Here is a 22,900-nt window from a genome sequence, read left to right as displayed (position 1 = left end):
AAAGCACTTGTCTGTCACTTCAAAACACGCATTTTCTTTTTGTTGGTTGATCAAGGTTATAAGTAGCAATTTGATCAAACTTTATTTCAAAGAAACATAAGAAAAAGGCTGCCTCAGCACCCCTGACCGTTGATATCAACCATTTTCAATAACATACTCCATGGGAAGTTTTCTCTTATCTGCTTTGTTAAAAAAATTGATTTCACATAGTATAAAGAATATTATAAAAATATTATTATAAAAGGTACGAATGATTTAGAAAAAGTGTTAAATCATTTCTATTGGACTGTGAAATATCATTGGAGGGAAGTAAGATATGATAAATAGTATAGTTGTAGTGAAAAGTTGTAGATTTACCTCAAAAGAACTAATCGGACAGATAGGTGTAGTTATATCTAATTCCAAAGAAGAATGGTGGAATGTACAATTTAGAAGAGGTTATGAACAAAATGGTGTTGAAGAAATATTAATGAAAATTCATCAAGATGATTTTGAAGTTATAGGAACATTGAACTTTAAATATATACACGAAGGCTATTTTTAAATTGGAATAGTGTTATTATCGTCTTTTAGATTAGTAAGCTTCTTTCCTTTTTAGATAAAAAATTCACCATATTAAAAGAATCCTTATTAAACTAAACTGCACCGTTAGTCATAATGAACGAAAACGGCTCCCATCGCTTAACGTAGATTGCACTTGGTCATAATGTTACTACCAAAAATAAAAAACCAAGTGTAGAGCTACACACGAAAAGGAGCCGATATTATGAAGGATGTTCAAAAATTTGTTGGTTTAGACGTATCTAAAGATTCAATTGCTGTTGCGATTGCTGATTCTGGTCGTGGTGAACCTAGATTTCATGGAACTATTCAAAATAAACCAGAGGATATTCGCAAATTGATGAAAAAGTTAGGGAAGCCTGAAAGCCTATTAGTATGTTATGAAGCAGGATCTTCTGGGTATGGAATTTATCGATTTCTTCTATCTATGGACATTGATTGTATGGTTGTCGCACCCTCCCTTATTCCAAAGCGATCGGGCGATCGTGTGAAAACAGATAAAAGAGATTCTATTAGATTAGCTCAGCTACTTCGCGCTGGAGAGCTTACTTCTGTATGGGTTCCAGATGAAGATCATGAAGCATTGAGAGACTTAATTCGTGCTCGTCATGATGCTCGTGAGGATTTACAAAGTTCTCGCCAGAGACTTGTTCACTTCTTACTTCGCCATGGAATACGTCCTCCGCAAGGAGTTAGAAATTGGTCCGTAAAACATCGTGAATGGTTAAAACGATTAACATTTGAAAGAGCTTCTCAACGTATTGTTTTTCAAGAATATCTTCATGCAATCAATGAAGTTGAAGATCGTATGAAACGTATCGAAGCTCAGATCCATGAAGAAGCTATTCAATGTGAACATGCTCCGGTAATTCAAGCTCTTCAAACATTAAGAGGAGTCGCAGAAGTCACAGCTGTTACTTTGGTAGCTGAAATTGGACAGTTTTCTCGCTTTTCAAACCCAAGACAACTGATGTCCTATGCTGGACTTGTTCCAAAGGAATACTCGAGTGGGTCTAGTCGTTGGCAAGGTTCCATTACGAAAACCGGAAACTCCCAAATTCGTCGTTCCATAGTAGAAGTTTGTTGGTCTTATCGCCATCGACCATCTCTTAAAGGTGAATTGCTTAAACGTCAAGAAGGTCAAGATCCAGAGGCAAAACGTATTGCTTGGAAAGCTCAACACCGTCTTCATATGAAATATCATCGCATCTCTGCTAAAGGAAAAGGTGGAAAAGTAGCTGTTGTTGCAGTAGCCAGAGAATTACTTGGTTTTATTTGGGCTATCGGTTGTGCCATTGAGGATAAGCAAGTAAGTGTATCGAATGTTGCTTAAGTAGATCGAAAGTAAGATTATGTAATAAATGATTTTATCGAATCATAATTTTGTGATTTAGAATTGAAGATTTGGCTCGAAGGCACCCCCCCGGAAGGAGAACCCTCATGTGCAACTATGCACTAGGTCTAGGGACTGAACGTGCGCCGTTAGTCCGAGGCAGCTCCGTGACGGATGGAGTGAAATGTGGTAACCAACCCACGCATATCAGTTTGTATACCACCGTCAACGTTTTTGCCTTCGTGCCAAGTTTTTAAGGTTATCCTTGTTCAACTTTTAGAATTGTATCCATTTCGATTTAGCTTATCAAGGGAAAGTGCGCCCTTGACAAGCTAAATCCGAAAGGATATTTGGTTTATAAGTTGAACAAGGAATAACTCTATTCATAGCTGCATGAAACACCATTTAAAAACATTTGGGTGTGGTGGGTTGACAGTTTCGTTCATATCAGTTGCATAACAAAAGGGTTGCTTCACCAACCTCCCTCATTGAAGTAAAGCACCCGTTAGCATTCCTGTAGATCGTTAAATATCAGGTTTGAAAAAAATAGAGCCCCTCAGTAAGATACGAGTATAGAGACCAATCTAACTCAAAATCTTAAGGAGGAAGCCCTACTATGAATTTTAAAATGCAAAACAAACAAAATCAACTAATTGAGAGAATTACGGATCAACATCTAGTTGTTGGTGTGGATATTGCCCAACACGTACACGTGGCCCGTGCTGTAAACTTTCGGGGCATTGTGGTCGGGAAACCCCTTTCTTTTGAAAATAACGAGGAGGGTTTTACTAGCTTACTAAACTGGATCCAGGAACTAAAACAAATGAAAAATCTAGACACAACGATAGTCGGAATGGAACCTACCGGCCATTATTGGATAAACCTTTCAAAGTGGCTAGTCAAACAAAACATGGATGTCGTCACCGTCAATCCTCACCATGTCAAAAGAAACAAAGAAAATCGTGATAATACGCAATCCAAAAGTGATAAAAAAGATGCCCTTGTCATCGCTGATATGGTGAAGAATGGCTACTATGCCTTCGTTCGTTCCACTTCAGAATCATTTGAAAAACTTCGTGTCCTTATGGCTAACCGAGATGTGATCGTTAAGCGTCTTGTTAGCTCCATCAACCAAATTAATCGCTGGGTGGATGTTGTCTTTCCCGAGCTCCGGCAAGTGTTTAAAGACGTATCATGTAAAGGGGCAATCGCAACCCTACGCCTCTTTCCTACCCCAGCTGAATTATGTTCCTTACAGCCTCAAGATATCGTAACCGGATGGAAATCATGTATGAAGCGACATTCCGGGCATAAAAAAGCCCGTTCCCTGCTTGTATTGGCCAAGCGTTCAATTGGTACGAAACAAGCCCTTGATGCGTATAAACTTCATTTGGGACAGTTATTAGAGGAATATGATCTCGCTTCATCCCAACTCGAAAGAGTGACGCAAGAAGTCACAAACGTCTTGGAACAGATTCCATTCGTTAAGCAAATACTTGCCATTAAAGGAATCAGCGAGATTTCACTAGCGGGAATCTTAGGAGAAGCTGGAGATTTGAGTGGGTTCGCTCACGGGAATGCGCTCCTTCGTCATGCAGGATTGCATCTCGCTGAAGCAAGCTCTGGGAAGTGGAAAGGCCAAATTGTTCTTTCCAAACGTGGAAGATCACGCCTGCGGCGTTACATCTTCCTTGCGACCATGAGTCTGGTGATGAATAACCCTGAGTTTAAAGCCCTACACTCGAATAATGTTAAAGTGAAGAAGATTAAGAAAATGAAATCCATCATGAAACTTTGTGGAAAACTCGCCCGTGTCCTAGTAGGGATAGCTCGTAATGGCTCTGCCTATAAACCGGAAATGATCTTCTCAATTGAACAACTAGCAGCGTAAATTTACATTCACATTGTTATATAACGAAAGTTGGCTTATCCGTAGGATTTCAAAGAAAGCACGAAGTACTGGATGTAATGAACAAAAGGGCAATGACCCGTTCTGTTAGCAAAACCGGCCTTCACCCCTTGGATAGGCATGACGAAGGAATGAAAGGGCATAGGATTATGACCCGTTGAGACATGGGAGGGAAAGCCTCCAGGGGCAGCGTGGAGAATACGTGCAGTATATGTAATAATATGGGATTTTCAACAGATCCCCTATTTCAATCTGCCCTCATCTTATCAAAACGGTCCTATCTCTTTCGTTCATCTGAAGCAACCTATACCATGTGGTTTGAAATCCTGCGAATAAGCGAGTATTCGTGAGCATTATCTATTAAACTGAGGGAGTTCATTAAGAAAAGTAATTCTTATTAAAGAATCGCGCCCTTTAACGGAACAACTCTATTACCCTTGATCCATTTTTAAATTTCAGATGTACTTTATCTTTTAGACATAAAAACACCCCTTTAGAGGATATTATCCAAAGGGGTAATACGGTGTAACTTTATTATAAACATCGTGACTTTATTTCACAGCCATATCATTTTCCCTTTAATTCAGCTAAATAGTGCCTTACGGCACTTTCAACTAGTTCATAAACCGTCCTATCATGAATGATTGCTTGTATTTTTAGTTCCTTCATAAGTTCAACATCCATATCGAATGAAGAACGTTTTCTTATAATGTTGGTTCGTTCTATGGTTGGTGCTGATTGTTCGTTCGCTTGTTTGACCTGTTCTTTACCACGTTTTATGCCAACGTTAGAACGTTGGTTGGTATCGTTAATAGGTTCTTTATTTACATTAGTTGAAACGTTCGCCTTTGCTTTTCCTGCTGTTGCAAAGTCATAAATAAGCTGCTCTTGTACCGTTTCCTCGTCACCTTCACCAACGAAATACCAGCCTTTTTCTCCTGAATTTCTATACTCATAACCAGCTTTTTTCAATGCTTTTCTTAGTAATTTTTCTGAAAGATGAACATCAGCCTTTTTGTCAATATTCGCTGGTGTATCAGTTTTAATTAACTCCAAGATTTCCCCGATTTTCATTTAGTGCGCTCACGGGAAAACCAATACTTTGTTTTGATATTTCGGTAAGTCCCAATGTCTTTGATCAGATCGGCAATAAGATCATAACCGCAATATGTGTGCCTCATCGTGCTAAATTCATCTAATGTGACATAATCATCACTCTTTAATTCAACGTGACACTCTCCACAACAAATCGCCATATCAACACCTCCAAAAAGTATATTGATATATTCGTCGAAACTTGGTGACTATCCTTCTTTCGCACAAAAAAACAGGTCTATTGACGGTTCTTTAATGTTCGTTAGAAATAGCCGCCTGTGTAGCTTTGAAAATAAGTTTGATAAAAAAATACCTAACAGCCCTTATTCTTTTCTTGTGATTAGTATCCAGTTTTTATAATATAGTTTGATTAGTTTTGGTTATCCTTAATGAACTAAACCAGCTAATAGGATGTCAATATCTTTCTCTAATATTTTCATTTCCCTTATGATATACTATTTTTGGCCATGCCAAATAGCCCTCCAAAACCCTTTTGGAAGGATTTTTCTCTGTTTCACAAAACCGTTAATTAGGCTAAATCTAGGAACGTTTCTTTTCTGCTTAATATAGCATAAATCCAATGAAGTAACTTATTTATACAGGCAACGATTGACACTTTGGCAGGTTTTCCTTCTGATTTTTTCTTATCATAGAAGGCTTTAAGCTTTTTGTTCCTTGAACTTCTTATGCCGCATAGTACGGCAAGATACAGAGAGTGACGTAGTCTGCTCGAACCCCTTTTGGTAATACGATTAATGGTTGCCGTAAACTTACCCGATGAGTGAACACTTGGATCCACTCCAGCGAAGGCAACCAGTTTTTTCGGATGATTAAACCGATCGATTTCACCAATTTCTGAGATAATCGTGGCTGCGATTTTTTCTCCGATACCGGGAATCGATTGGATGATCTTATATTCTTCCATTTCATTTGCCAGGGCCACTATACGATCTTCCAAATCAGAAAGGTGTCCCTGGTAATGAAAAAGCAACTCAATATACATACGAAGATTGATTACGTGACTTTCATACACGTTTTTTTGAAATGGATTTCGAGATGCGGAATTCATTATTTTTTTTGCTTTTTCCCACGCCCATTCACCCGATCTGCTAGGACAGAACTCTATTACACTCTCTGCTAGTCTACTTTCTCCGGCCGTTAATACCGCCTCTGAAGTAGGATATTCCTTTAACATCAATAAAGAAACCTTCGAATATAGATCCCCAAAAACCTTCCGGTATTCAGGAAACACTTGATCTAAAATGGTGTGAAACTGAAGTTTAGCCTCCACATACATATTCGTTACGATTTCCTGTTGTCTGGACAAATTACGAAGGTCTAAAAGCTGAATTCCTCTAATTTTATGAGGTTCAAAATCCTCCTTGTAATACAGCACACACAACTGGTACGCATCGATAGCGTCTGTTTTTACCTTCCGTAAACTGGACTTCTTTGCCTGATAAGAAATAATCGGATTTAGTAAGATATATAGAATCCCTTGTTCCTCCAAGTATTGAATAACGGGAGAATGGTAATGCCCTGTAGATTCTAAAATGACCATAGGCATCTGCCCTGCCACCTCTTCAACTTCTTTTAGAAAGTCTAAAAATTGATCCAATTCCTCCTTGGTATGCTTCATTGAAAAGCTCTTCCCATACGGTTTAGATTGGTCTAAAAATGCCTGTACTTGGCTCTCTCCTTTTGCCACATCCAGACCAACAACTGGATTCATTGTTTTTTCCTCCTCTACTTACTAACCAGTACCCCTAGTCCTCCATGCAGTGTCATAGCTTCGCTTGTTATACGAGATCTACGTCCCAACCAGCCTCAAACATGTTTCTACAAGTAGGGGGCCGGACAGTTTAGTTCACGGGATCAAGTCCCACGCACCCGTACGTCCTACCCTGGCTACTGATATAATAGATTCTATTTAAAAAAGGTCAACCAGTAAAAACTGGCTAACCTTATAATACGAACGCACCCGTTAGTTGATAGACTATTAAAAGAACTCCTAATAAAATAAGACCATAGATAATGATTAATCCACTTGTATCTAGTAAGACACCTAATATTACCCAAAATAAATAGAGAATCTTATTTTTTGTACTTTCATCCTTATTATTTTTGTAGGCTTCTTTAATTAGCCACCCTAAAATACTACATCCAACAACAACCAATATTATGCCAATAGTCATTATTTTCATAAATTCTCCCTAGGTTATTAAATAATTTTTTTAATATCTTATTTAACTATTCTGCCCCTATAGTTGCATTAATCGAGTAGGAGGAGGCGCCTAGCCTCCGACCTCTCACACCACCGTACGTACCGTTCGGTATACGGCGGTTCAGTTTAAGTCTGACTTAGTTTTGTATATCGTTCATATAGATTTACTAACCCTTGGTGGAGCCAATAAACATTATTAAGGATTTTGTCTAGAATAGGACTATGCGCTATGCGCCAATAACCCTTTCTGCTATTTCCCCATTCATATGCTTTTCCAAGTGGGACGCCTAATCCTTTGAGTTTCCTCACCCTCGTTCTTGGTAATTTCCATTGTTTCCATAGGCACATCCTGAGTCTTCTTCGAATCCATGAATCTAAATTCTTCAATACGTTCGGAGTATCAATGAGGGCGAAATACCCCATCCAACCTCTAAGGTATTGCTTTAACTTATTTATTCGGAGTTTCATGGGTATCGGTGATTTCCTCGAGGTCATTTCCCTGATTCGTTTCTTTACTCTCTTCACCGTTTGTTTAGCCAGTAGAACCTTCGGGTTCTTTGACTTCGTGAAACTAAAACCGAGAAACGTTCTGTTCCAAGGGCGATCATACTTCGACTTCTCGTAGTTGACCTTTAGCTTCAGATTATTTTCAATGAAGTTTGAGATATTTCCCATTGCACGTTTAGCGGCTTTTCGTGTCTTCACAAAGATAGTACTGTCATCCGCATACCTTACGAATCGAAGATTACGTTTCTCTAGTTCTTTATCTAAATCGTCTAACATGATATTAGATAATATAGGACTTAACGGACCTCCTTGCGGAGTTCCCTCCTCACTTTTATGAAAAAGTCCGCCTATCATAATGCCTGCTTGAAGGAATTTACGAATCAGTTTGAGAACTCGTTTATCTTCAATTTTCCGCTCTAACATTCCCATGAGCTTGTCATGATTCACTTTATCGAAGAACTTCTCCAAGTCCATATCCACTACCCATGTATAACCTTCGGTTATATAGGACTTTGCCTTTCGAACCGCCTGGTGCCCTTGTTTGTTAGGGCGAAACCCATAGCTATTCTCCGAAAAGGTTGAGTCATATATCTTGGTCAATATTTGGGCAATGGCTTGTTGAATGAAACGGTCTAGAACGGTTGGAATACCCAATAGCCGAACTCCGCCGTTTGGTTTCGGGATTTCGATACGACGGACGGGCTGCGGTTGATAGGTACCCTGTAAAAGGGCAGTTTTCATGTTGTACCATTCGGTTGCGAGGTGCGGTCTCAGGTTTTGAACCGGCATTCCATCTACACCATGGCTTCCCTTATTTCTTTCTACACGCTTCAATGCCTGTATTAAGTTTTCCCTCTCTAGTATCTGTTCCATTAACATCGTTGATATCCTTTCTACGTGGATAAATGGTCTATTTGTGCCTTTATCTGCTCCGCCCTTTTGAAGTTCCCCGTGTATTCACCACTTCTTCCCTCAAATAAGTTCCGTTAGGAATTGTTTGCTTCTTCGCAGATAACGAACGCCCAGTATTCATCCTCCTTAATCTGTTCGGTCCTTCCTTATCTTCTCGAGTAGACAAGTACTATGACCTCTGCTGACTTCTGATGATTCAGCTGTCCATCACTGGACAGGTTACCAAGTGTACTTGGCTGTCATCAGACCTCCCCGGGTAAGAGTGCAATCTTTCCCTCCATCTATCTGCTTCATTTACTCTGTACCACCTTCGGCAGTAAGGACTTTGTTTTGTTTCGCAAACTCATCCAATGATACCTAGCCTAATATGAAGTTCGTGTTCCTCAGACCGGAGGTTTGCCGCTTGCTTCCTTCAGATTCCACGTCACCGTGGACACCCTTGCATTAAGCTAACCACTACTACTGCCTTCATGGTTCGGGACTTTCACCCTATAGATTGCACCCATGCCGGGCGCACGAAAAAGCTGCCTTAAAGACAGCCCCGACCTTCAGATAACGCACCCGCTAGTTCATTAAGAAATACGATTCCTATTAAAGAAACGCTCCCTTAAATGGAATCACTATTATTGTCGTATCAATTCTTGTATAAATAATTAGAAAAAACTATTATCCTCCAATTTATCTAATTATGAATTTCCCTTCCTTAAATCCCTCCAAATAAGCATTAATACCCTTCAATAACCTACACCATCATTTTTGATTAATGGTGTAATCAATATGTAAGAAATGAATGCCAAAGATTCGCATTTTGTGATGTGCTGTGAGTAATCCTGCAATTGTTTCATTAATAAAAAAGTGCTCGGATAATGGAAGCTTGAACAGCGTTTTGCCTGCTGCTAAATAAATACCAGAGTCACTTTCTCCCTCGCTCGAAAGAATAAGAGTGCCATCGATAGCGTCAAGCTGTAAAATACCAATCATTGACGAATAGGGAAGAGGTAGTGCTATATTCATATACGTCCTGCCCTCCGTTTCATGCTGAGAATAAATGGCCACAAATACGGTATTTTCCTTCACCTGGCGAATCCATGCGCGTGGATTTTTCCTCCCATCAAGCGTTTGATCAACAGTACGTATTTTATATGTCATTTCAGTACGTTTACTTGAGATGGGCAAGTTCAATTGCTGTAGTTTTGTACTTATCAATTTATAGCACACCGCAAACGGTTTAAACCAAGTTGCCCATTTTACAGAAGCAAATAACCGATACTGATCTGTATTCTCATAAAAATGGACGATTGTTTTTGGTAAAGTTTTAATATCAACAAAATCACTTAGTTCATCCACTAGTCCTGGATGTTGCTTGCCTGCTCCTTTTAACGTACCTCGAATTTGGCTCACTGGGAAATTCCAGACATCTTGCTTCGTTTTAGGAGGCACAAGTACCCAACCGAGTACGCCTAACATGCCAAAAATTAAACAGTTAAATAAGCCATGAAATTTTAGCATAAAATCAATACTAACAAACCAAAGCCCAAACGAATTATTTGTCGCATAAAGCAATGAAAATAATATTGTGATGCCTAGTGCACTGAATGATAGTCTTATCAATATCGTCTGCAAGTGTGAAAGGAAACGTGTTAGGTATGCCAGTACGATTAAGGTGTAAATGGCAAATATGTACAGTAACACAGAGATGAATTCTAGTAACGGCGAAAATGAAATGCCAATGGCGACGAGCATGGGACCTGCTAAAATAATTGGCACAATTAGTCGATACCATATTGAAACTTGTAAGCGTCCAAAAAACCCTAGAGATATGGGCAATAAAAAGGCAGAGTAATGAAAATGAATAGCTGTTAACCAAGTGATTAGTGGACTAAAACCAGTATCAATTCCCGTAATATAAGCGAAGAACCATAGTCCGCCTACAAATAAATACATCATCCCGATATCAATTGATATTTCTGCCCAGTTTGTAAAACCACGCTGTAAAAATCGCTTTAGCCCATAACACGCCACAAAAAAGGTTAAAATCACATAAATAAAAGCGAGTACCATCTGTCCTGTACTTGATGGGACAACTTGCAATAAAAAGATGGAGAGCATAGCAATCCAATTGAAAATAATATGTTTCCTCTTTATTTCAAATAGTAGCTGGAGCATAAGTGGCACAAAAATCAACTGTGCAGCTGTCAGCATTAACAAATAGGGTTCAGATGTCAAAATGCTGCTTGCTATGAAAAAGAACACACCTGCAATGGTGATTGAACTAAAGAGTCTGCACCTTAAATTCGCCTTCATAAGCCATCAACCTTCCTAGGATTCGGTTTCGTATATCGACTTGAATCGTAAATACTTCTCGGGCATCATCGTACCCTTCCTCAACGGTCACAACTCCTTCTAATAACCGAAGAATTGGAAACTCTAGGTTACCTATAACGATACGTTGAGGACCAGAGCGAATGTGAATGCGCCCTTCAGATGTCACCGCAAATTTTAAATCCGAATAAAATAAGCTCGGCTCCCCTAAATAATCCTTCACAACTCTACGTTTCGTATCAACCGTCATAAACGCATTAAAATGCCGAGTAATCCCTTCAAAATAAAAAGTACGCTCCCAATGTATTTCTGCCTCACCTGTCGGCATTGATCTACAGGTATTTTTGATTGAAAACGGCACATCCTTCCCGTTTTCGGGAAAAAGAAATTTCCAGCGTGTTGCTAATTTTAAAAAGGGTTTTAGCCAGCAAGCCCCCGTTTCAATCTTTGACATCGTTCCGACCCCATTAAACGGTTTACCAATTGGTAGGGCATAACGCTCTTGTAGCTTGGGATGAAGTCTTCGAAAATCCTCACCTAAGAGGTCTTGGTAGATTGTCAATATGATTCATCCTTTCTCGTACGCTTGCAACTTGTTGCCGATGGCAAATCAGATGCTAGTAAGAAGCTAATAATGGAAAGGACCCACAGACTAGCATTAAATGTAATAGGGTTAAACGGATGCGATGAGAATGAAGGACTAGCGATTAAGGCACTGATAGTTAATACTGGAAAAACAATAATCTGCAGAATAAGTAAATGTCTTTTTTTACGATAAAGAAGCCAAACCACTGCAAATAAAATCTCGAGAACGCCTATTATTCCTACACCCTTTACTGCAGCAGTCCTCTCCAAGGAAGTTAAACTAGATAGCATCGATACTTCCTCAGGATGTTTGGCAATCATCTTCGGTATTAGCCCGTGATAAAACCAAACAAAGAAAAAGAGCATTGTTACTATAGCGTTAATAATGAAACGTATATACTGTGATCGTGGCGATTCCCCCTTTTCAATCCAGCGTTTTAGCACATCAAAACTTAGAGCTGTTGCCCACCCCATGATTGGCCGAAAAAAGAGGTCTAAAAGCCGTCCAAATAAACCATAACGTACATCATAATCATATTGGGTAAGAAATGTGGTTCCGTTATCTGTCGTTATATATTGCCAATATCCTTTCCCTTCACAAATTGGCGAAATTTTTTGATCGGTACCAAAGTGAAGAGAAGATGTTTTTGAACCATCCTTCTTATTATGCGTACCGATACTTTTACCCCAGCCAGCGACTTTAACACAACGTCCCAATTTCGTTTCATATAAAAAGGATTGCGGATCATCTTCTGATTTTTTCGGTAAATAGGTAATAGAAGAAAAACGCAAATCCCATTGTTCATGTAGTTCAGGCTTTTGGGTCATACTCCATACTTCGTCTATAGTTGCCTGAATTGGAATTTCCACATAGATTGGTTTGTTTTTCATAAATGTCACCTCCATTAATAAAGTAACATAAGTTTCAATACACAAAGTTAGAATTTATGAAATCGCTGTAAGAATGATAGAGTTTAAAGACACTCTAATAACTTATTTTATTGCGCAATTATCTGGCCCAATTGTAGAACAAAGGTCAAACAGCACTCTTCAACTATCCTGCCCCTTTAGTTCCATTAGAAAAAGGCTGCCGTAGCAACCTCTGCATTACAGTAAAGCACCTGTTAGTTGAATAGTTTTTTATACCAATCATATTCCAAAATGGTACAGATAAAATTCACCTTTAGCTAAAGCTTCTGACATTAAAATTATTTTTTCAAATTGTGTAATTACTTCATCTCGGTTGAAGACTGATTTTTTATAGTCCCCCTCCTGATTGTCAGCTTCGCTGTAAACGAATTCTCCAGTGAGTTCAAATTTATCAGGTGCATTTTTAATTAGACTCTTCCATGACGAAAAAATACTTATTAAAGTTTCAGAAGAGTGAATATCAAAAAGGGTTTCTCCATGATAGTTAATACCCCTGCCACTTGGAGTTCCTTGCAATGATGGGTTTTTACTTGGAATCCATTCCAATGAGTCCATAATGTATTGAATCAAATTATCATGTATAACAATACTATCGATTACACTGTTATTTCTTTCTCTGTACATCCAAAAATCATTTATGCCTTCAGTATATTTCCCAATATAACCCTTGACAATGTAAGCGCTTTCTTTTATGATGATAATAGGTTGGATGGCATGCGTGGCCGTCATAGTATCTGGCGTTGGTGGGGCCAATACCGGGAACAGTACATAGAAGAAAAATCAATGTTAAGTGGTTCGTTGCTACTTTTTTCAAATACAAAACCCTGTATTCGGCCAAATCAGTCATATTCAGGGTTTTCCTAGCTTGAAAGCTTTTCTCAAGCTCCATCATTATGTCTTTATTACAAAAAAAATCTTTCAATGTATGTTAATTCTTTGTAAGTTGAATGAGGAGGTACTTTATGGAGAAAGAAAAAAGTTCCCTTTACGATAAATTACCGTTAGAATTGTTGGCGGGGTTTTATTTTGAAATAAATAAGAACATAGAAAAAGGAATCTTGTCTGATGCTATGTATCATGAAATTAGATTAATGGAACAAACAGCATTAAGAAGGGGTATCTCACTTGTCTACCTCTATGACAAGGGTTCGCGTATTATTGAAGCTGAGAAACTACTAAGAGAACCAATCATGCAACACTAAATCGTAGAATAAGAAGTCCAATCACTTTCTGGTAATCCTCAGAAATGTAAAAGCTATCTGTTAAAACAATCGGTTGGATGGCATGTGTAATTTTCTAAACTATTTAATTCACCAATAGCATTATATCTTTGCCCATCATAGTATTTTAAAATTTGGAGTTCCGATTACTTTTAACTTATGATAATCCCAGAATGTCTCGTTATAGGTAGAAAAGCATAATAAGAAAGCATTATCTAACATTTGCAGTAAAATAAATTAAAAAGTAAGCTAGGATTTTTCCTAGCTTACTTTTTTGTATGATCAATTATATTTGCCTCTTTAGGCGCTTCGATTTTAAACAGTTCCAAATTAGATTTCTTATCTATTGTTTTTAGTTAAATTAGTTTTCCCTTCTTCGTAAGTTTTACCATCAATAATCTGTATCTCTCATACTAACACATCAGTGGCTTTATCAAACCAAAGCTCAAGTGTTTCTTCACCTGTTATAGTTATTTTGTAGACTTCTGCATCTTTATCCAGTAATGTTTTCGTTCATAGAGACTGAATTTCTTCTTTTTCAAATTTCGAAAAAATTTTGGATTGGATAGGTGGGTTTTCAAGTAAACTTTTAATTACTTTTCCTATTTTTATTCTTCTTTGATTGACTATTTTTTCACGCTGACTATCAGCTTCAATCCAATCTATGCAGCATTAACATCTGCATAGATTATCTTTTATTATTAAGACTTATTCATGATCATAGTAGCTCTTTCTGCCTTGTATGTAAGAGGTGGCAAGGTCCAATGCTTTTTGAACGGCACCAATTCGGTTATAGAAGTGGAAGAGTTTTTTTTCGTAGTGTTCAATAAACATGGTGAAACCCATATTTTTGAAAAAAGGAAGGGCTGTAGTCTCAATAAAATGATAGTAATCGTCTTCTTCATGATTAAGCTGATAAAGGTGTAATTCAAAAAAAATCCAGTTATACGATTTTGTAGATTTTGCTATTCTTAGGCCTTTATGTGCTAATTCCAGTAAAATCTCGAAAGAAAGTAGTTTTCCTTTATAACAAGTATTAATATAACCATCTAATGCAGTTAAATAATGAGGAACCTTTTCATCCATTAGTTTCATGGCTTCTTTGTACAGTTCGGATGCTTCTTTGTATTTTTTTCTTCTGTAAAGTTCAAATGCAAGATTATTAAGGAGCTTTGATTTACGGTCTATTTCATTAATGGTATCACAGGTACGTATTAATTGTTCGTAACGTTCTTTCGTCTCTTCAAAATCATGAAGCTCCTTTGCATTTAATTGTAATAACATGATCGTCTCTGTATCAATTATTCGGATGACATTTAACGTTTTTTGAAAATAGTCAAGAACTTTCTCTGCATAATAATACGATATTATATTAGAATGAATAAGATGATAGGCTAGTGCCAAATGGTAATAATATTCAAATTGATTATATTGACTTTGATCAATTGATGTTAAAATTTGAATACAATCTCGATACTGTCCGTTGTAAAAATAATACATACCTAGAACATGTTTTAACATATTGCGGTCTTGCGGAGAAAAAGATGATTCATTTTTTTGCAGGTTTTGAATAATTAATAATGCTGTTTCTAATTGATAATTAGATAAATAATACCTTGCAGAGAGTAATTGATAGAAAACTTGAAAATCTGGCAATTGAATCAGTGTTTCTTTTTCGATTTCATCTTTTAAAATTTCTGATTCTTTGCTTTGTTGCATAACGAACGTGTTGTGCCATAACTTTAGTTTCTGTTGAAGATTATGATACCGCACAAATTCATCATCAAGACAAATATTCAATCTTTGTGATAATAAGTGAGTAATTTCCCCTGAGTATTCTGTTATCTCTCGTTCTATCTTACTAAGATGTGTAACCGAACAAATTCCTTCACAAAGCTGCCCCTGAGTCAACCCCGCTTTTTCACGATAAAACTTGATAAGTTTCCCCTCAATCATAGCTTCACCTCTAGGTTGTAATTTTATCTAGTATATATAGAAAAAAATGAATATATAATCTATATATTCTAGTAAAATTAAGAAAAGCGCAAGACTACTTTAATACCCTCCCTCTATTTATTAGCTTTTTCAATATTCACTCTTGTATCCCTTTTTTACGAATTCTCAATCTAATATTTTATTCTGAAGAAAATCCAAATAACGCAACCTTATTGGAATACTCTCTTTCTTTAAAAATATTTTCAGAAAAATTGTATCTCTTTCTTTAAAAGTTAAAACACGATGAAATTAAGCTTTCATCGTGTTTTTTAATATTTATGGCTGTATTCCCAACTCAACTAAAATTGATTCTAATGTCTTACCTTTATACTTCTTCTTTGGTTTTGGGGCATCCTCAACATGCTCATTTTGCTTGAGATAGTTTGTTTGAACATATTTCATATCTTTGGCATCAACCATTCCATCAAAGGTGATATCGGCTGCACGCTTCTTTGTTTTCCAAGCATTTTGAATTTCGATCGCATCTAGAACATCAATGACATTGTCCTGGTTAACATCACCTGCTGTAATATCAAGGGCAGGTATCCAGCGATTTTGACCGTATAACTCACCATCGTGCTCAAAACCTATACCAGAATTTAGTTTTTCTTTCGTGACAAAGTGGCCTGGGACTTTCATTTCAATCGTGAAGGCATTTGTGCTTAACGGCAGCTTGTTGAATACATATTGTCCATTTTCTTCTACCGTTGATGTCGCATCGAACTCATTTCCTTGTGAATCAAAGATTTTCACTGTACCGCCAACCTTGCTCCAATCCCTTTTCTCTGTAACAGTACCATCTTCATTTTTAAATCCTTGCGGAGTGACATAACCTCTAGCCATTGAGAATTGAGGGTTAACCTTCCAACTTAAATCAGAGTTTAACACACTGCTTGTCTGATTATTAGCATCAGTTACGCTCACAATCGGATTAATGGCTGCTCCAAGGGTATATTGATCATCCTGCACCTTTAAGGTAACCTCAACTACTTTTGCATGTTCTAATGCTTTACTTTCTTCATTAAATTGGACAGTAACGATATTGTCTTTAATCGTTAAAGAGGCTTTGTCCGAAAACTCACTGTGAAGCTTGGCATCAACTAACTCTATACTAACTAAACCACCGTCATGGCCTCCATCACCATTGAAATTCCATTCCGCCTTTGACACTGCGTTAAGGTTATCTAATGATAGCGTTGCTTTTACCGTATCGCCTGTTTTCACCTCATATTTTTCTCCAATAGCATACGCGACAGGTGTACCTTCTTTTACAAAGTAATATTGCTTTGTAGCTGGTTTGTTTCCTGCCATATCATGTCCATTCATGCGGAATTGAAGTGCTGGAATGGATTTATCCATGGCGATTTCTTCAACAAACTTTCCTTCTTTATCCATTGGAATTGGCGTAGATGGGAAACCCGATTGACCCCAGTAAAACACCATTGAGTTCGATGATTGATTGATATTTACGCCCAATTTCTTTAGTTCGTCAACGGTTGGATCTGTGATTTGAATTTCGAATGGATATGTTTCTTGACCTGGCTTATATTCAATAAATGGAGATTTTCCATCAAGTGAACTTTTGAAGCTCGGTGCATCGAGATCGATGAACAAATGCTGCGTTTCAGTTGTAACCTTACCGGAAGTACCTGTACCAATGAATTTCAACTTGTAATGTCCCGGTTGCACATAACTTCCTTCTTCCGAAATGGGCTGTTTTGAGTTTCCTGTAAACTCATAATAAGTTCCATTAAATGCATTTAATCCATAATCTACATTGTCATAAGCGTTTTCTAAATTTATTGTTCCGACCAACCCGAGGTCCTTTCCTGTTTTGCCATCTTGAAGAACGACATCCATTTTTTCCATTGGTGCACGAAGGTTAAAATCAGCAAATACAAATGGAGTACGCATAGGATCCCATCCTACTTGGTTTAAATAACTTGGGGAATAGGCAGGATTTAGTAGTCCAACCTTATTAAACCCATCTTTCATTGTTCGGAAGCTGAAAGGAATACGATACTGCTCTGATGAATTCGTATTGTTTGTTAATGTAATATTGCCTTCGTACATTCCATCCTTTGCTTTCTTAGGAATAAGCAAACGTGCCGTTACTTTTTTGAAGTCTTCACTATTTACGGAAATTTTGCTTGGAATATCCAGCTCCACTCCGTTTTCCTTCAAACTATTTGAACCATTCGTTTCAGTTACAGTGACACTGAATGTCTTGTTTACTTTATCATTATTTTCAATAGTGATTGATTTTTTTAGATTTAGCTTTTTATCTGCATAGTGAACATCAAAGCTGAGTCCGCCCGTCAATTCTTTTACCTTGATTAATTCCTCAGCACCTGGCACAAATGTTTTATCGTTAATTTTGAAGCTTGTTCCACTATACACAGCTTGGTATGGATCAACTCTTCCTGCTCCAACTTCAAATACACTGTAGTCTCCGTTGAGAGGATCTGCCGTATTCATTAGAACGGCTTTAATATCTTCCGGCTCTAATTGCGGATTCGCTTGAAGCATGAGTGCTGCAATCCCCGCTGTATGAGGAGTAGCCATAGATGTTCCGGAATATCTTGAATATGCATATTGATAGTTTTCTTGATGTTCAGCGTCCACCATATAAGAAGGGATTGTTGAGAGAACACTTACTCCCGGTGCTGTCACTTCTGGCTTCATATCGTATGTTTCTCTTGCCGGGCCTCTTGAGCTAAAGTCCGCTAAGTGGTCACCTTCTGTCTGTTTATCCGCGTATTTGGAGAACGTAAAATTCGCTTCACCTGCTTGTATCTGTGCTTTAATGCTTTCTCCCGCTTCGTTTGTTAAAGAAAATGACGGCACAAAGTCAACGGACTCACCAAGATTTGCATTAATCTGCCCTTCCACATTGTTATAAAGAAGAACGGCGGCTGCTCCATTTTGTTTCGCATTGCTGACCTTTTCCGCTAAGGCGAATTCTCCGCGTTCCACAAGTGCAATTTTCCCTTTTACATCCTTGCCGGAATAATCAGAGCCCTTTCCTAAACCGACATTCACTACCTCATAGGATTTTCCTTCCCATTCCTTAAATTGGTCTGAATAGTGGCGTGCCAAACTAACAAGTTCGATCGAACCTTTATTTCCGATTTTTCCATTGAAAGTAGAAACCGCCATCGGCACATCACTCGCCCCGACTGTCAAAGCAAGTGCTGCTGAGCCAGGTGAACCTAATGTATAATCATCTGACCCTGCATTTCCAGCTGCTACAACTGCTGTTACATCATTAAGGACAGCATAGTTAATGGCAGTACTGGTTGGATCATAAGGATCATTGATGTCCGATCCGAGGGAAAGGTTGATAACATCCATGCCATCGTTTACAGCTTTTTCTATACCTGCAATGACCCCTTCGGATGATCCTGAGCCATATGGTCCAAGAACACGATACGCATATAAATCCACATCAGGAGCCACACCTTTCACGGAAACCTCTGCATTCGTTCCTTGTCCAGCAATGGTACCTGCGACATGTGTTCCATGGGAAGTATAATACGAAGAACCGGACCAGCTAAATTCTGGTTGCCCCGACGCTTGCCATTCCTTGTACGTTGCCTCCATTGGATCATTATCTTGATCAACTAAATCGTAACCGCCCTTATAGGCATCCTTCAAATCAGGGTGGTTGTAGTCAATCCCTGTATCAAGAACCCCAACTTTGATTCCTTTTCCTGTAATACCTTCATTGTGCAACTGATCAATTTTTAAATATGGAATACTTTCAACGGATGTACCAGGGGCTGATTGCTCTCCCATGGCGATCGGATCGACCTTAAATTCTACATCTTTATATACTGCTTTTACGACTTCGGATTGTAAAAGCTGCTCTACCTGATTAGCTGGCAGCTTCATAGCTACCCCGTTATAAACAGTTTTAAAGGTAGAAGTGATTTTATGGCCTGTTTTCTTACTTCTAAGATTAGTAGATGGAAGAATCGATTGAATGTCTTTATTAAACTGAGCATGTTCCTTTTCTACTTGATCATCCGCTTGTTTTTTAGAAAGCTCCTTTCCTTTTACATTCGCATCCAAGACTGCAACTTTTCCCGGCTTTGATTTAAACTGGACGATGACCGAGATTTCTTTATCCTTTTTTAACTCTTCCATTTTAAATCCCTGCAATCCGACATTATCTGTCATTTCAAGTTTATTTAACGCTTTTCGTTGTTCACTTGTCAACGAAGCCAAGACATCTTCTGCCTTTATGTTCGCTGCATTTGCATAAGGAATGAAAGGCGTGTTTGCTGATGATAGCAGCAAGCCAGCTGACAGCGTAATCGCCGCTGTTCGTTTAATGAATGAATGAATTTTCATAAGTTCCCTACTTTCTTAGTTAATAGAAGATTCACGAAAAAAATACCCCTTTCTAAAAATTCAAAAGATTCATATAATAATATTAATTGCCTTTCTATTGGATTGCTATTGGGGTTATTTCACATTTCTTTCTACCTATCTTTCTTTTGAATGTTCTAAAAAATGCATTCTCCATGCGAATTTTAGTAAAAAAGACTTAAATACATTTTTATAAATTGGGGTTTTCATTATCAAATAAGATTCCATTGAGAGAGTTAAAAAGAGGAGTTCACGATGCTAGGGAGAAACATCATCGAATTCTATCGGGAACGGCAGAATATGATGCAAAGGATTTAGGAAAGCCAAACCACGTTAGCATCTTCTTCATCAAACCTGCCCCGTTAGCTCCTTAAGAGCTGCCAACGCAACTCCCTTTTCTTGAATAAGCACATAACTTTGTATTAGCTAGTATTCCCCCCTTAAAGAGAGTTACTTTGTCACAGGGCTTCAACCTTAGGATTTCTTCACCAGCTGCGTTTCAGCTACCGAGCGTCTTGGCACTTACTGGGTTGGACTTTCGCCAACTAGCTATTAACGGCTTGCTGGGCACGCAGGAAGCAAAGAGACGAAGCCTAGAGATTTTATCTCTAGGCTTTTTACATCATTTATTCAATAAAGTACATCTTCCCATTCACTTCAAGAGACACTGATGATTGTTTCATCTCTTCCTTTAGAGATTTAGCATAGTTAACTACTTTATTAATTTTTTTCTTGTCCAAATCTTCTGCAAAGCTATAGACAATCGTTACTTTCTCTTTAATCAGCTGATTATCATCAGATAGCCATGATCCTGTTCCATCGACGGCTGTTGCTCCTCCAAACATTTTCGAGAATTCCTCCAACGACTTGTTAACATATGGAGTATTATCAATTGGTTGATCAACATTATATGTAGATGGTACATAAATTTTCACTACGTCTTCAAGGTAGAATTGCCCCTTTAATGCAGAAGATTGTTTATCTTTAGTTTCTTGTTGTTCTGCAGCGTACACAGCATTACCTATAAAGACAATTAACAAAATCGGGATTATCCAATAGAAGATTTTTTTCCTTTCCAATATTGCCACTCCTTCATATTCAACAGTATTGCTGACAAAACAATGGTGAATTTTCTATGTTCATTATACATGAAATAATCAGAATTATGGGAAATATTTACTTACATTTTCTATAGTGAGTGACTAACGAGTGCATTAATTCAATAACCAACATAAAAGGATCTTCGATTGAAAATCCTTTTTCAGTACCTAAAACATCACATTATGTAAAATAGGTAGACAAAGAAATATGTTATCCTTATTCCGTAATCGGGCACTTTAGTGAAAGAAGAGATTGCATAAAACCCTATTTTATACAGCAGCTAGGCTTCTTCAGAAGCCCAAAATGTTGATAAATCAACAATGTTTAAAATTGTGCTTAATCGATAAAAATCAAATAAACGCCAATCCCTTGATAGATATGGGATTGGCGTTTTGGCGTCCTTCTTAAAATTACGATTATGTTAAGTTCATTTCAAAATCATCTCGATATATAATACAACGCTTTAAGAAATGTTTTTTAATTCCTCAGTTAATCGTAGGAATTCTTCTTTGTTTTGATCCTGTAAAGACTGGTCAATCTCTTTTCGGATTTGCTCTTTTCTGAAATTACGAAGGGCTTTGTTTAACACCATTTCAGCAAATTCAGAATCCATGACGTTTACTTCAGGTTGTGGTGGTGTATTAACCAAATTCCTTTCCATAGGAAACCAACTCCTTGACCTTTTTTCTATTATACCAAAAGTTTTCAGACTATTCAAATATTTTATTCAGTAGTTTCATGGTATTTTTAGCCAATGAAATCACATCTTAAAGCGTAAACTTATTAAAACCTTCAGTTATGGCCTCTAAACAAGAATTTTTTAATTCATCTCAAATAATTATTCTTTCAGTTTATTTAATCGTTAATCTATACCATTCTAGCTTTAGACTGATTAAGATCATTATCATAAAATTGATGGATCAAATAGGTAAGATAAGAGTTTAGTTCAAACCGATCAGGAAACGTTAATTTGCTTTCTCTTAACACTTACCCCTTTATCAAACTTCTTTATCTTTATGATTCCCAAGCTATTATTCTTTTATACATATAAATTAATAAAATATATTTTTGAGTATAGATTTTCTCACATTCATCAACCTTCCAGCCTTGCTCTTTCACAAAAATAAGCGAGGTTTTAACGATAACCATGTCGGTTGCAGCCACATGATCAAATTCAGTCGTAAGTTTAGATTCATTTAAAAATTCAGCTTCCGTTTTAGAGGTCTGATATTCAAATGGCCTCAGGCCCATCATGGACGACTTCACAGATTCTTCCGAATCCGGAAGTTCTGTTCCGGAAGGGTGGGTCGCTTTGAACCCTTGATCAGTCATGAATGGTTCAACCTTTTTATATCGTACGGCAGTGGTTTGATAGGTGGAAAAGCTTTCGAGAAACTCACGATTCATCTTTAAGGCATCCGTGTTTTGAATAGAGAATAGGGATTGAATCTGTTCTTCATAGTTCCCCTGGTTGGCTCTAACTTCTTGCAGCTGTGACCGCAAACTAAAAATGTACATAATAACCAAAGCAGCAGCGACCAATACCATCATTAAGCATAATAGATTTTTCTTTTGGGTTGGCTCCATGCCCTGCACCCTCATTTCTAGATCCGTCTAAAACCTAGGAAGGGATATAAGTTTTTCCATTCTTCAACGGACGAATAAGAAGTACCACCACTGCTATTGGCATTGATAAATTGACCGTTCCCCACATACATGCCAACGTGCGAAGCCCCCTGGCTTATAGGTGGAGAAAAATACGAGGTCACCCAGTTTTATTTGGTCTTCAGACACCGGCTTTGTTTGTTGTACTGCGATTGAGCTGTCCCGTA

The 22,900-nt window shown here is 37.8% G+C and carries 18 protein-coding genes; 4 read left to right on the top strand and 14 right to left on the bottom strand.

The window, feature by feature from the left end; translation table 11 throughout:
- The first annotated feature begins 316 nt into the window (after nt 1-316).
- The 3 genes from QNH43_RS12035 to QNH43_RS12025 all read left to right on the top strand — a co-directional run bounded on the left by QNH43_RS12035 (nt 317) and on the right by QNH43_RS12025 (nt 3,785).
- Nucleotides 317-544 (top strand): hypothetical protein, encoded by a 228-nt coding sequence (locus QNH43_RS12035; protein ID WP_076371552.1) that lies wholly within the window; start codon nt 317-319, stop codon nt 542-544.
- A 222-nt stretch (nt 545-766) separates the two neighbouring features.
- Nucleotides 767-1,894, top strand: a complete 1,128-nt coding sequence (locus QNH43_RS12030; protein ID WP_089364306.1) for an IS110 family RNA-guided transposase — start codon at nt 767-769, stop codon at nt 1,892-1,894.
- Nucleotides 1,895-2,510: 616 nt separating this feature from the next.
- Entirely contained in the window at nt 2,511-3,785 is a 1,275-nt protein-coding gene (locus tag QNH43_RS12025) for an IS110 family RNA-guided transposase (protein ID WP_283915879.1), read from the top strand.
- A gap of 585 nt (nt 3,786-4,370) precedes the next feature.
- Here QNH43_RS12025 and QNH43_RS12020 read toward each other — a convergent pair.
- The 8 genes from QNH43_RS12020 to QNH43_RS11985 form a co-directional block, all read right to left on the bottom strand.
- Entirely contained in the window at nt 4,371-4,877 is a 507-nt protein-coding gene (locus tag QNH43_RS12020) for a hypothetical protein (RefSeq protein ID WP_283918010.1), read from the bottom strand.
- A 550-nt stretch (nt 4,878-5,427) separates the two neighbouring features.
- Nucleotides 5,428-6,630: an IS110 family RNA-guided transposase gene (locus QNH43_RS12015; protein WP_283914941.1), complete on the bottom strand. Its 1,203-nt coding sequence runs from the start codon at nt 6,628-6,630 to the stop codon at nt 5,428-5,430.
- 232 nt (nt 6,631-6,862) lie between these two features.
- A complete protein-coding gene (locus tag QNH43_RS12010; RefSeq protein WP_283918009.1) occupies nt 6,863-7,102 on the bottom strand; it encodes a hypothetical protein in 240 nt (79 codons plus the stop codon).
- Between the two features lie 146 nt (nt 7,103-7,248).
- Nucleotides 7,249-8,508, bottom strand: a complete 1,260-nt coding sequence (gene ltrA / locus QNH43_RS12005) for a group II intron reverse transcriptase/maturase (protein ID WP_283918008.1) — start codon at nt 8,506-8,508, stop codon at nt 7,249-7,251.
- A 783-nt stretch (nt 8,509-9,291) separates the two neighbouring features.
- Nucleotides 9,292-10,845, bottom strand: coding sequence for a YndJ family protein (locus QNH43_RS12000; RefSeq protein WP_283918007.1), 1,554 nt, complete (start codon nt 10,843-10,845; stop codon nt 9,292-9,294).
- On the bottom strand, nt 10,814-11,425 hold the full coding sequence (locus tag QNH43_RS11995) for a DUF4166 domain-containing protein (protein WP_283918006.1): 612 nt from the start codon (nt 11,423-11,425) through the stop codon (nt 10,814-10,816). Before QNH43_RS11995 ends, QNH43_RS12000 begins: the two co-directional genes overlap by 32 nt.
- Nucleotides 11,422-12,339, bottom strand: a complete 918-nt coding sequence (locus QNH43_RS11990; RefSeq protein ID WP_283918005.1) for a DoxX-like family protein — start codon at nt 12,337-12,339, stop codon at nt 11,422-11,424. Before QNH43_RS11990 ends, QNH43_RS11995 begins: the two co-directional genes overlap by 4 nt.
- A gap of 258 nt (nt 12,340-12,597) precedes the next feature.
- The gene (locus QNH43_RS11985) at nt 12,598-13,131 is read right to left on the bottom strand and encodes a hypothetical protein (RefSeq protein ID WP_283918004.1); all 534 of its coding nucleotides are present in this window, start codon (nt 13,129-13,131) and stop codon (nt 12,598-12,600) included.
- Nucleotides 13,132-13,340: 209 nt separating this feature from the next.
- Between QNH43_RS11985 and QNH43_RS11980 the strand changes: the two genes are divergently transcribed.
- Nucleotides 13,341-13,580, top strand: a complete 240-nt coding sequence (locus QNH43_RS11980) for a hypothetical protein (protein ID WP_283918003.1) — start codon at nt 13,341-13,343, stop codon at nt 13,578-13,580.
- Between the two features lie 726 nt (nt 13,581-14,306).
- Here QNH43_RS11980 and QNH43_RS11975 read toward each other — a convergent pair.
- From QNH43_RS11975 to QNH43_RS11950, 6 genes are all read right to left on the bottom strand, one after another.
- Nucleotides 14,307-15,554 carry a helix-turn-helix domain-containing protein gene (locus QNH43_RS11975; protein ID WP_283918002.1) on the bottom strand — a complete coding sequence of 416 codons (1,248 nt, stop codon included), beginning with the start codon at nt 15,552-15,554 and terminating at the stop codon, nt 14,307-14,309.
- Between the two features lie 315 nt (nt 15,555-15,869).
- On the bottom strand, nt 15,870-19,949 hold the full coding sequence (locus tag QNH43_RS11970; RefSeq protein ID WP_283918001.1) for a S8 family serine peptidase: 4,080 nt from the start codon (nt 19,947-19,949) through the stop codon (nt 15,870-15,872).
- Between the two features lie 644 nt (nt 19,950-20,593).
- Nucleotides 20,594-21,055, bottom strand: a complete 462-nt coding sequence (locus tag QNH43_RS11965; protein WP_283918000.1) for a DUF3574 domain-containing protein — start codon at nt 21,053-21,055, stop codon at nt 20,594-20,596.
- A gap of 476 nt (nt 21,056-21,531) precedes the next feature.
- Nucleotides 21,532-21,729: an IDEAL domain-containing protein gene (locus QNH43_RS11960; RefSeq protein ID WP_061466470.1), complete on the bottom strand. Its 198-nt coding sequence runs from the start codon at nt 21,727-21,729 to the stop codon at nt 21,532-21,534.
- A 353-nt stretch (nt 21,730-22,082) separates the two neighbouring features.
- Nucleotides 22,083-22,655, bottom strand: a complete 573-nt coding sequence (locus QNH43_RS11955; RefSeq protein ID WP_283917999.1) for a hypothetical protein — start codon at nt 22,653-22,655, stop codon at nt 22,083-22,085.
- Between the two features lie 17 nt (nt 22,656-22,672).
- Nucleotides 22,673-22,837 carry an NlpC/P60 family protein gene (locus tag QNH43_RS11950; protein ID WP_434060170.1) on the bottom strand — a complete coding sequence of 55 codons (165 nt, stop codon included), beginning with the start codon at nt 22,835-22,837 and terminating at the stop codon, nt 22,673-22,675.
- Nucleotides 22,838-22,900 lie beyond the last annotated feature (63 nt).

Origin of the sequence: Peribacillus simplex, assembly GCF_030123325.1 — a bacterium.
In the GTDB taxonomy this organism is placed as follows: Bacteria; Bacillota; Bacilli; order Bacillales; family DSM-1321; genus Peribacillus; species Peribacillus simplex_D.
This window is presented reverse-complemented; position numbering and strand designations above follow the sequence as displayed.

Coding starts and splice junctions, on each gene's coding strand:
- QNH43_RS12035 (WP_076371552.1), top strand. CDS start 317: ATGATAAATAGTATAGTTGTAGTGAAAAGTTGTAGATTTACCTCAAAA.
- QNH43_RS12030 (WP_089364306.1), top strand. CDS start 767: ATGAAGGATGTTCAAAAATTTGTTGGTTTAGACGTATCTAAAGATTCA.
- QNH43_RS12025 (WP_283915879.1), top strand. CDS start 2,511: ATGAATTTTAAAATGCAAAACAAACAAAATCAACTAATTGAGAGAATT.
- QNH43_RS12020 (WP_283918010.1), bottom strand. CDS start 4,877: ATGAAAATCGGGGAAATCTTGGAGTTAATTAAAACTGATACACCAGCG.
- QNH43_RS12015 (WP_283914941.1), bottom strand. CDS start 6,630: ATGAATCCAGTTGTTGGTCTGGATGTGGCAAAAGGAGAGAGCCAAGTA.
- QNH43_RS12010 (WP_283918009.1), bottom strand. CDS start 7,102: ATGAAAATAATGACTATTGGCATAATATTGGTTGTTGTTGGATGTAGT.
- ltrA (WP_283918008.1), bottom strand. CDS start 8,508: ATGTTAATGGAACAGATACTAGAGAGGGAAAACTTAATACAGGCATTG.
- QNH43_RS12000 (WP_283918007.1), bottom strand. CDS start 10,845: ATGAAGGCGAATTTAAGGTGCAGACTCTTTAGTTCAATCACCATTGCA.
- QNH43_RS11990 (WP_283918005.1), bottom strand. CDS start 12,339: ATGAAAAACAAACCAATCTATGTGGAAATTCCAATTCAGGCAACTATA.
- QNH43_RS11980 (WP_283918003.1), top strand. CDS start 13,341: ATGGAGAAAGAAAAAAGTTCCCTTTACGATAAATTACCGTTAGAATTG.
- QNH43_RS11975 (WP_283918002.1), bottom strand. CDS start 15,554: ATGATTGAGGGGAAACTTATCAAGTTTTATCGTGAAAAAGCGGGGTTG.
- QNH43_RS11970 (WP_283918001.1), bottom strand. CDS start 19,949: ATGAAAATTCATTCATTCATTAAACGAACAGCGGCGATTACGCTGTCA.
- QNH43_RS11960 (WP_061466470.1), bottom strand. CDS start 21,729: ATGGAAAGGAATTTGGTTAATACACCACCACAACCTGAAGTAAACGTC.
- QNH43_RS11955 (WP_283917999.1), bottom strand. CDS start 22,655: ATGGAGCCAACCCAAAAGAAAAATCTATTATGCTTAATGATGGTATTG.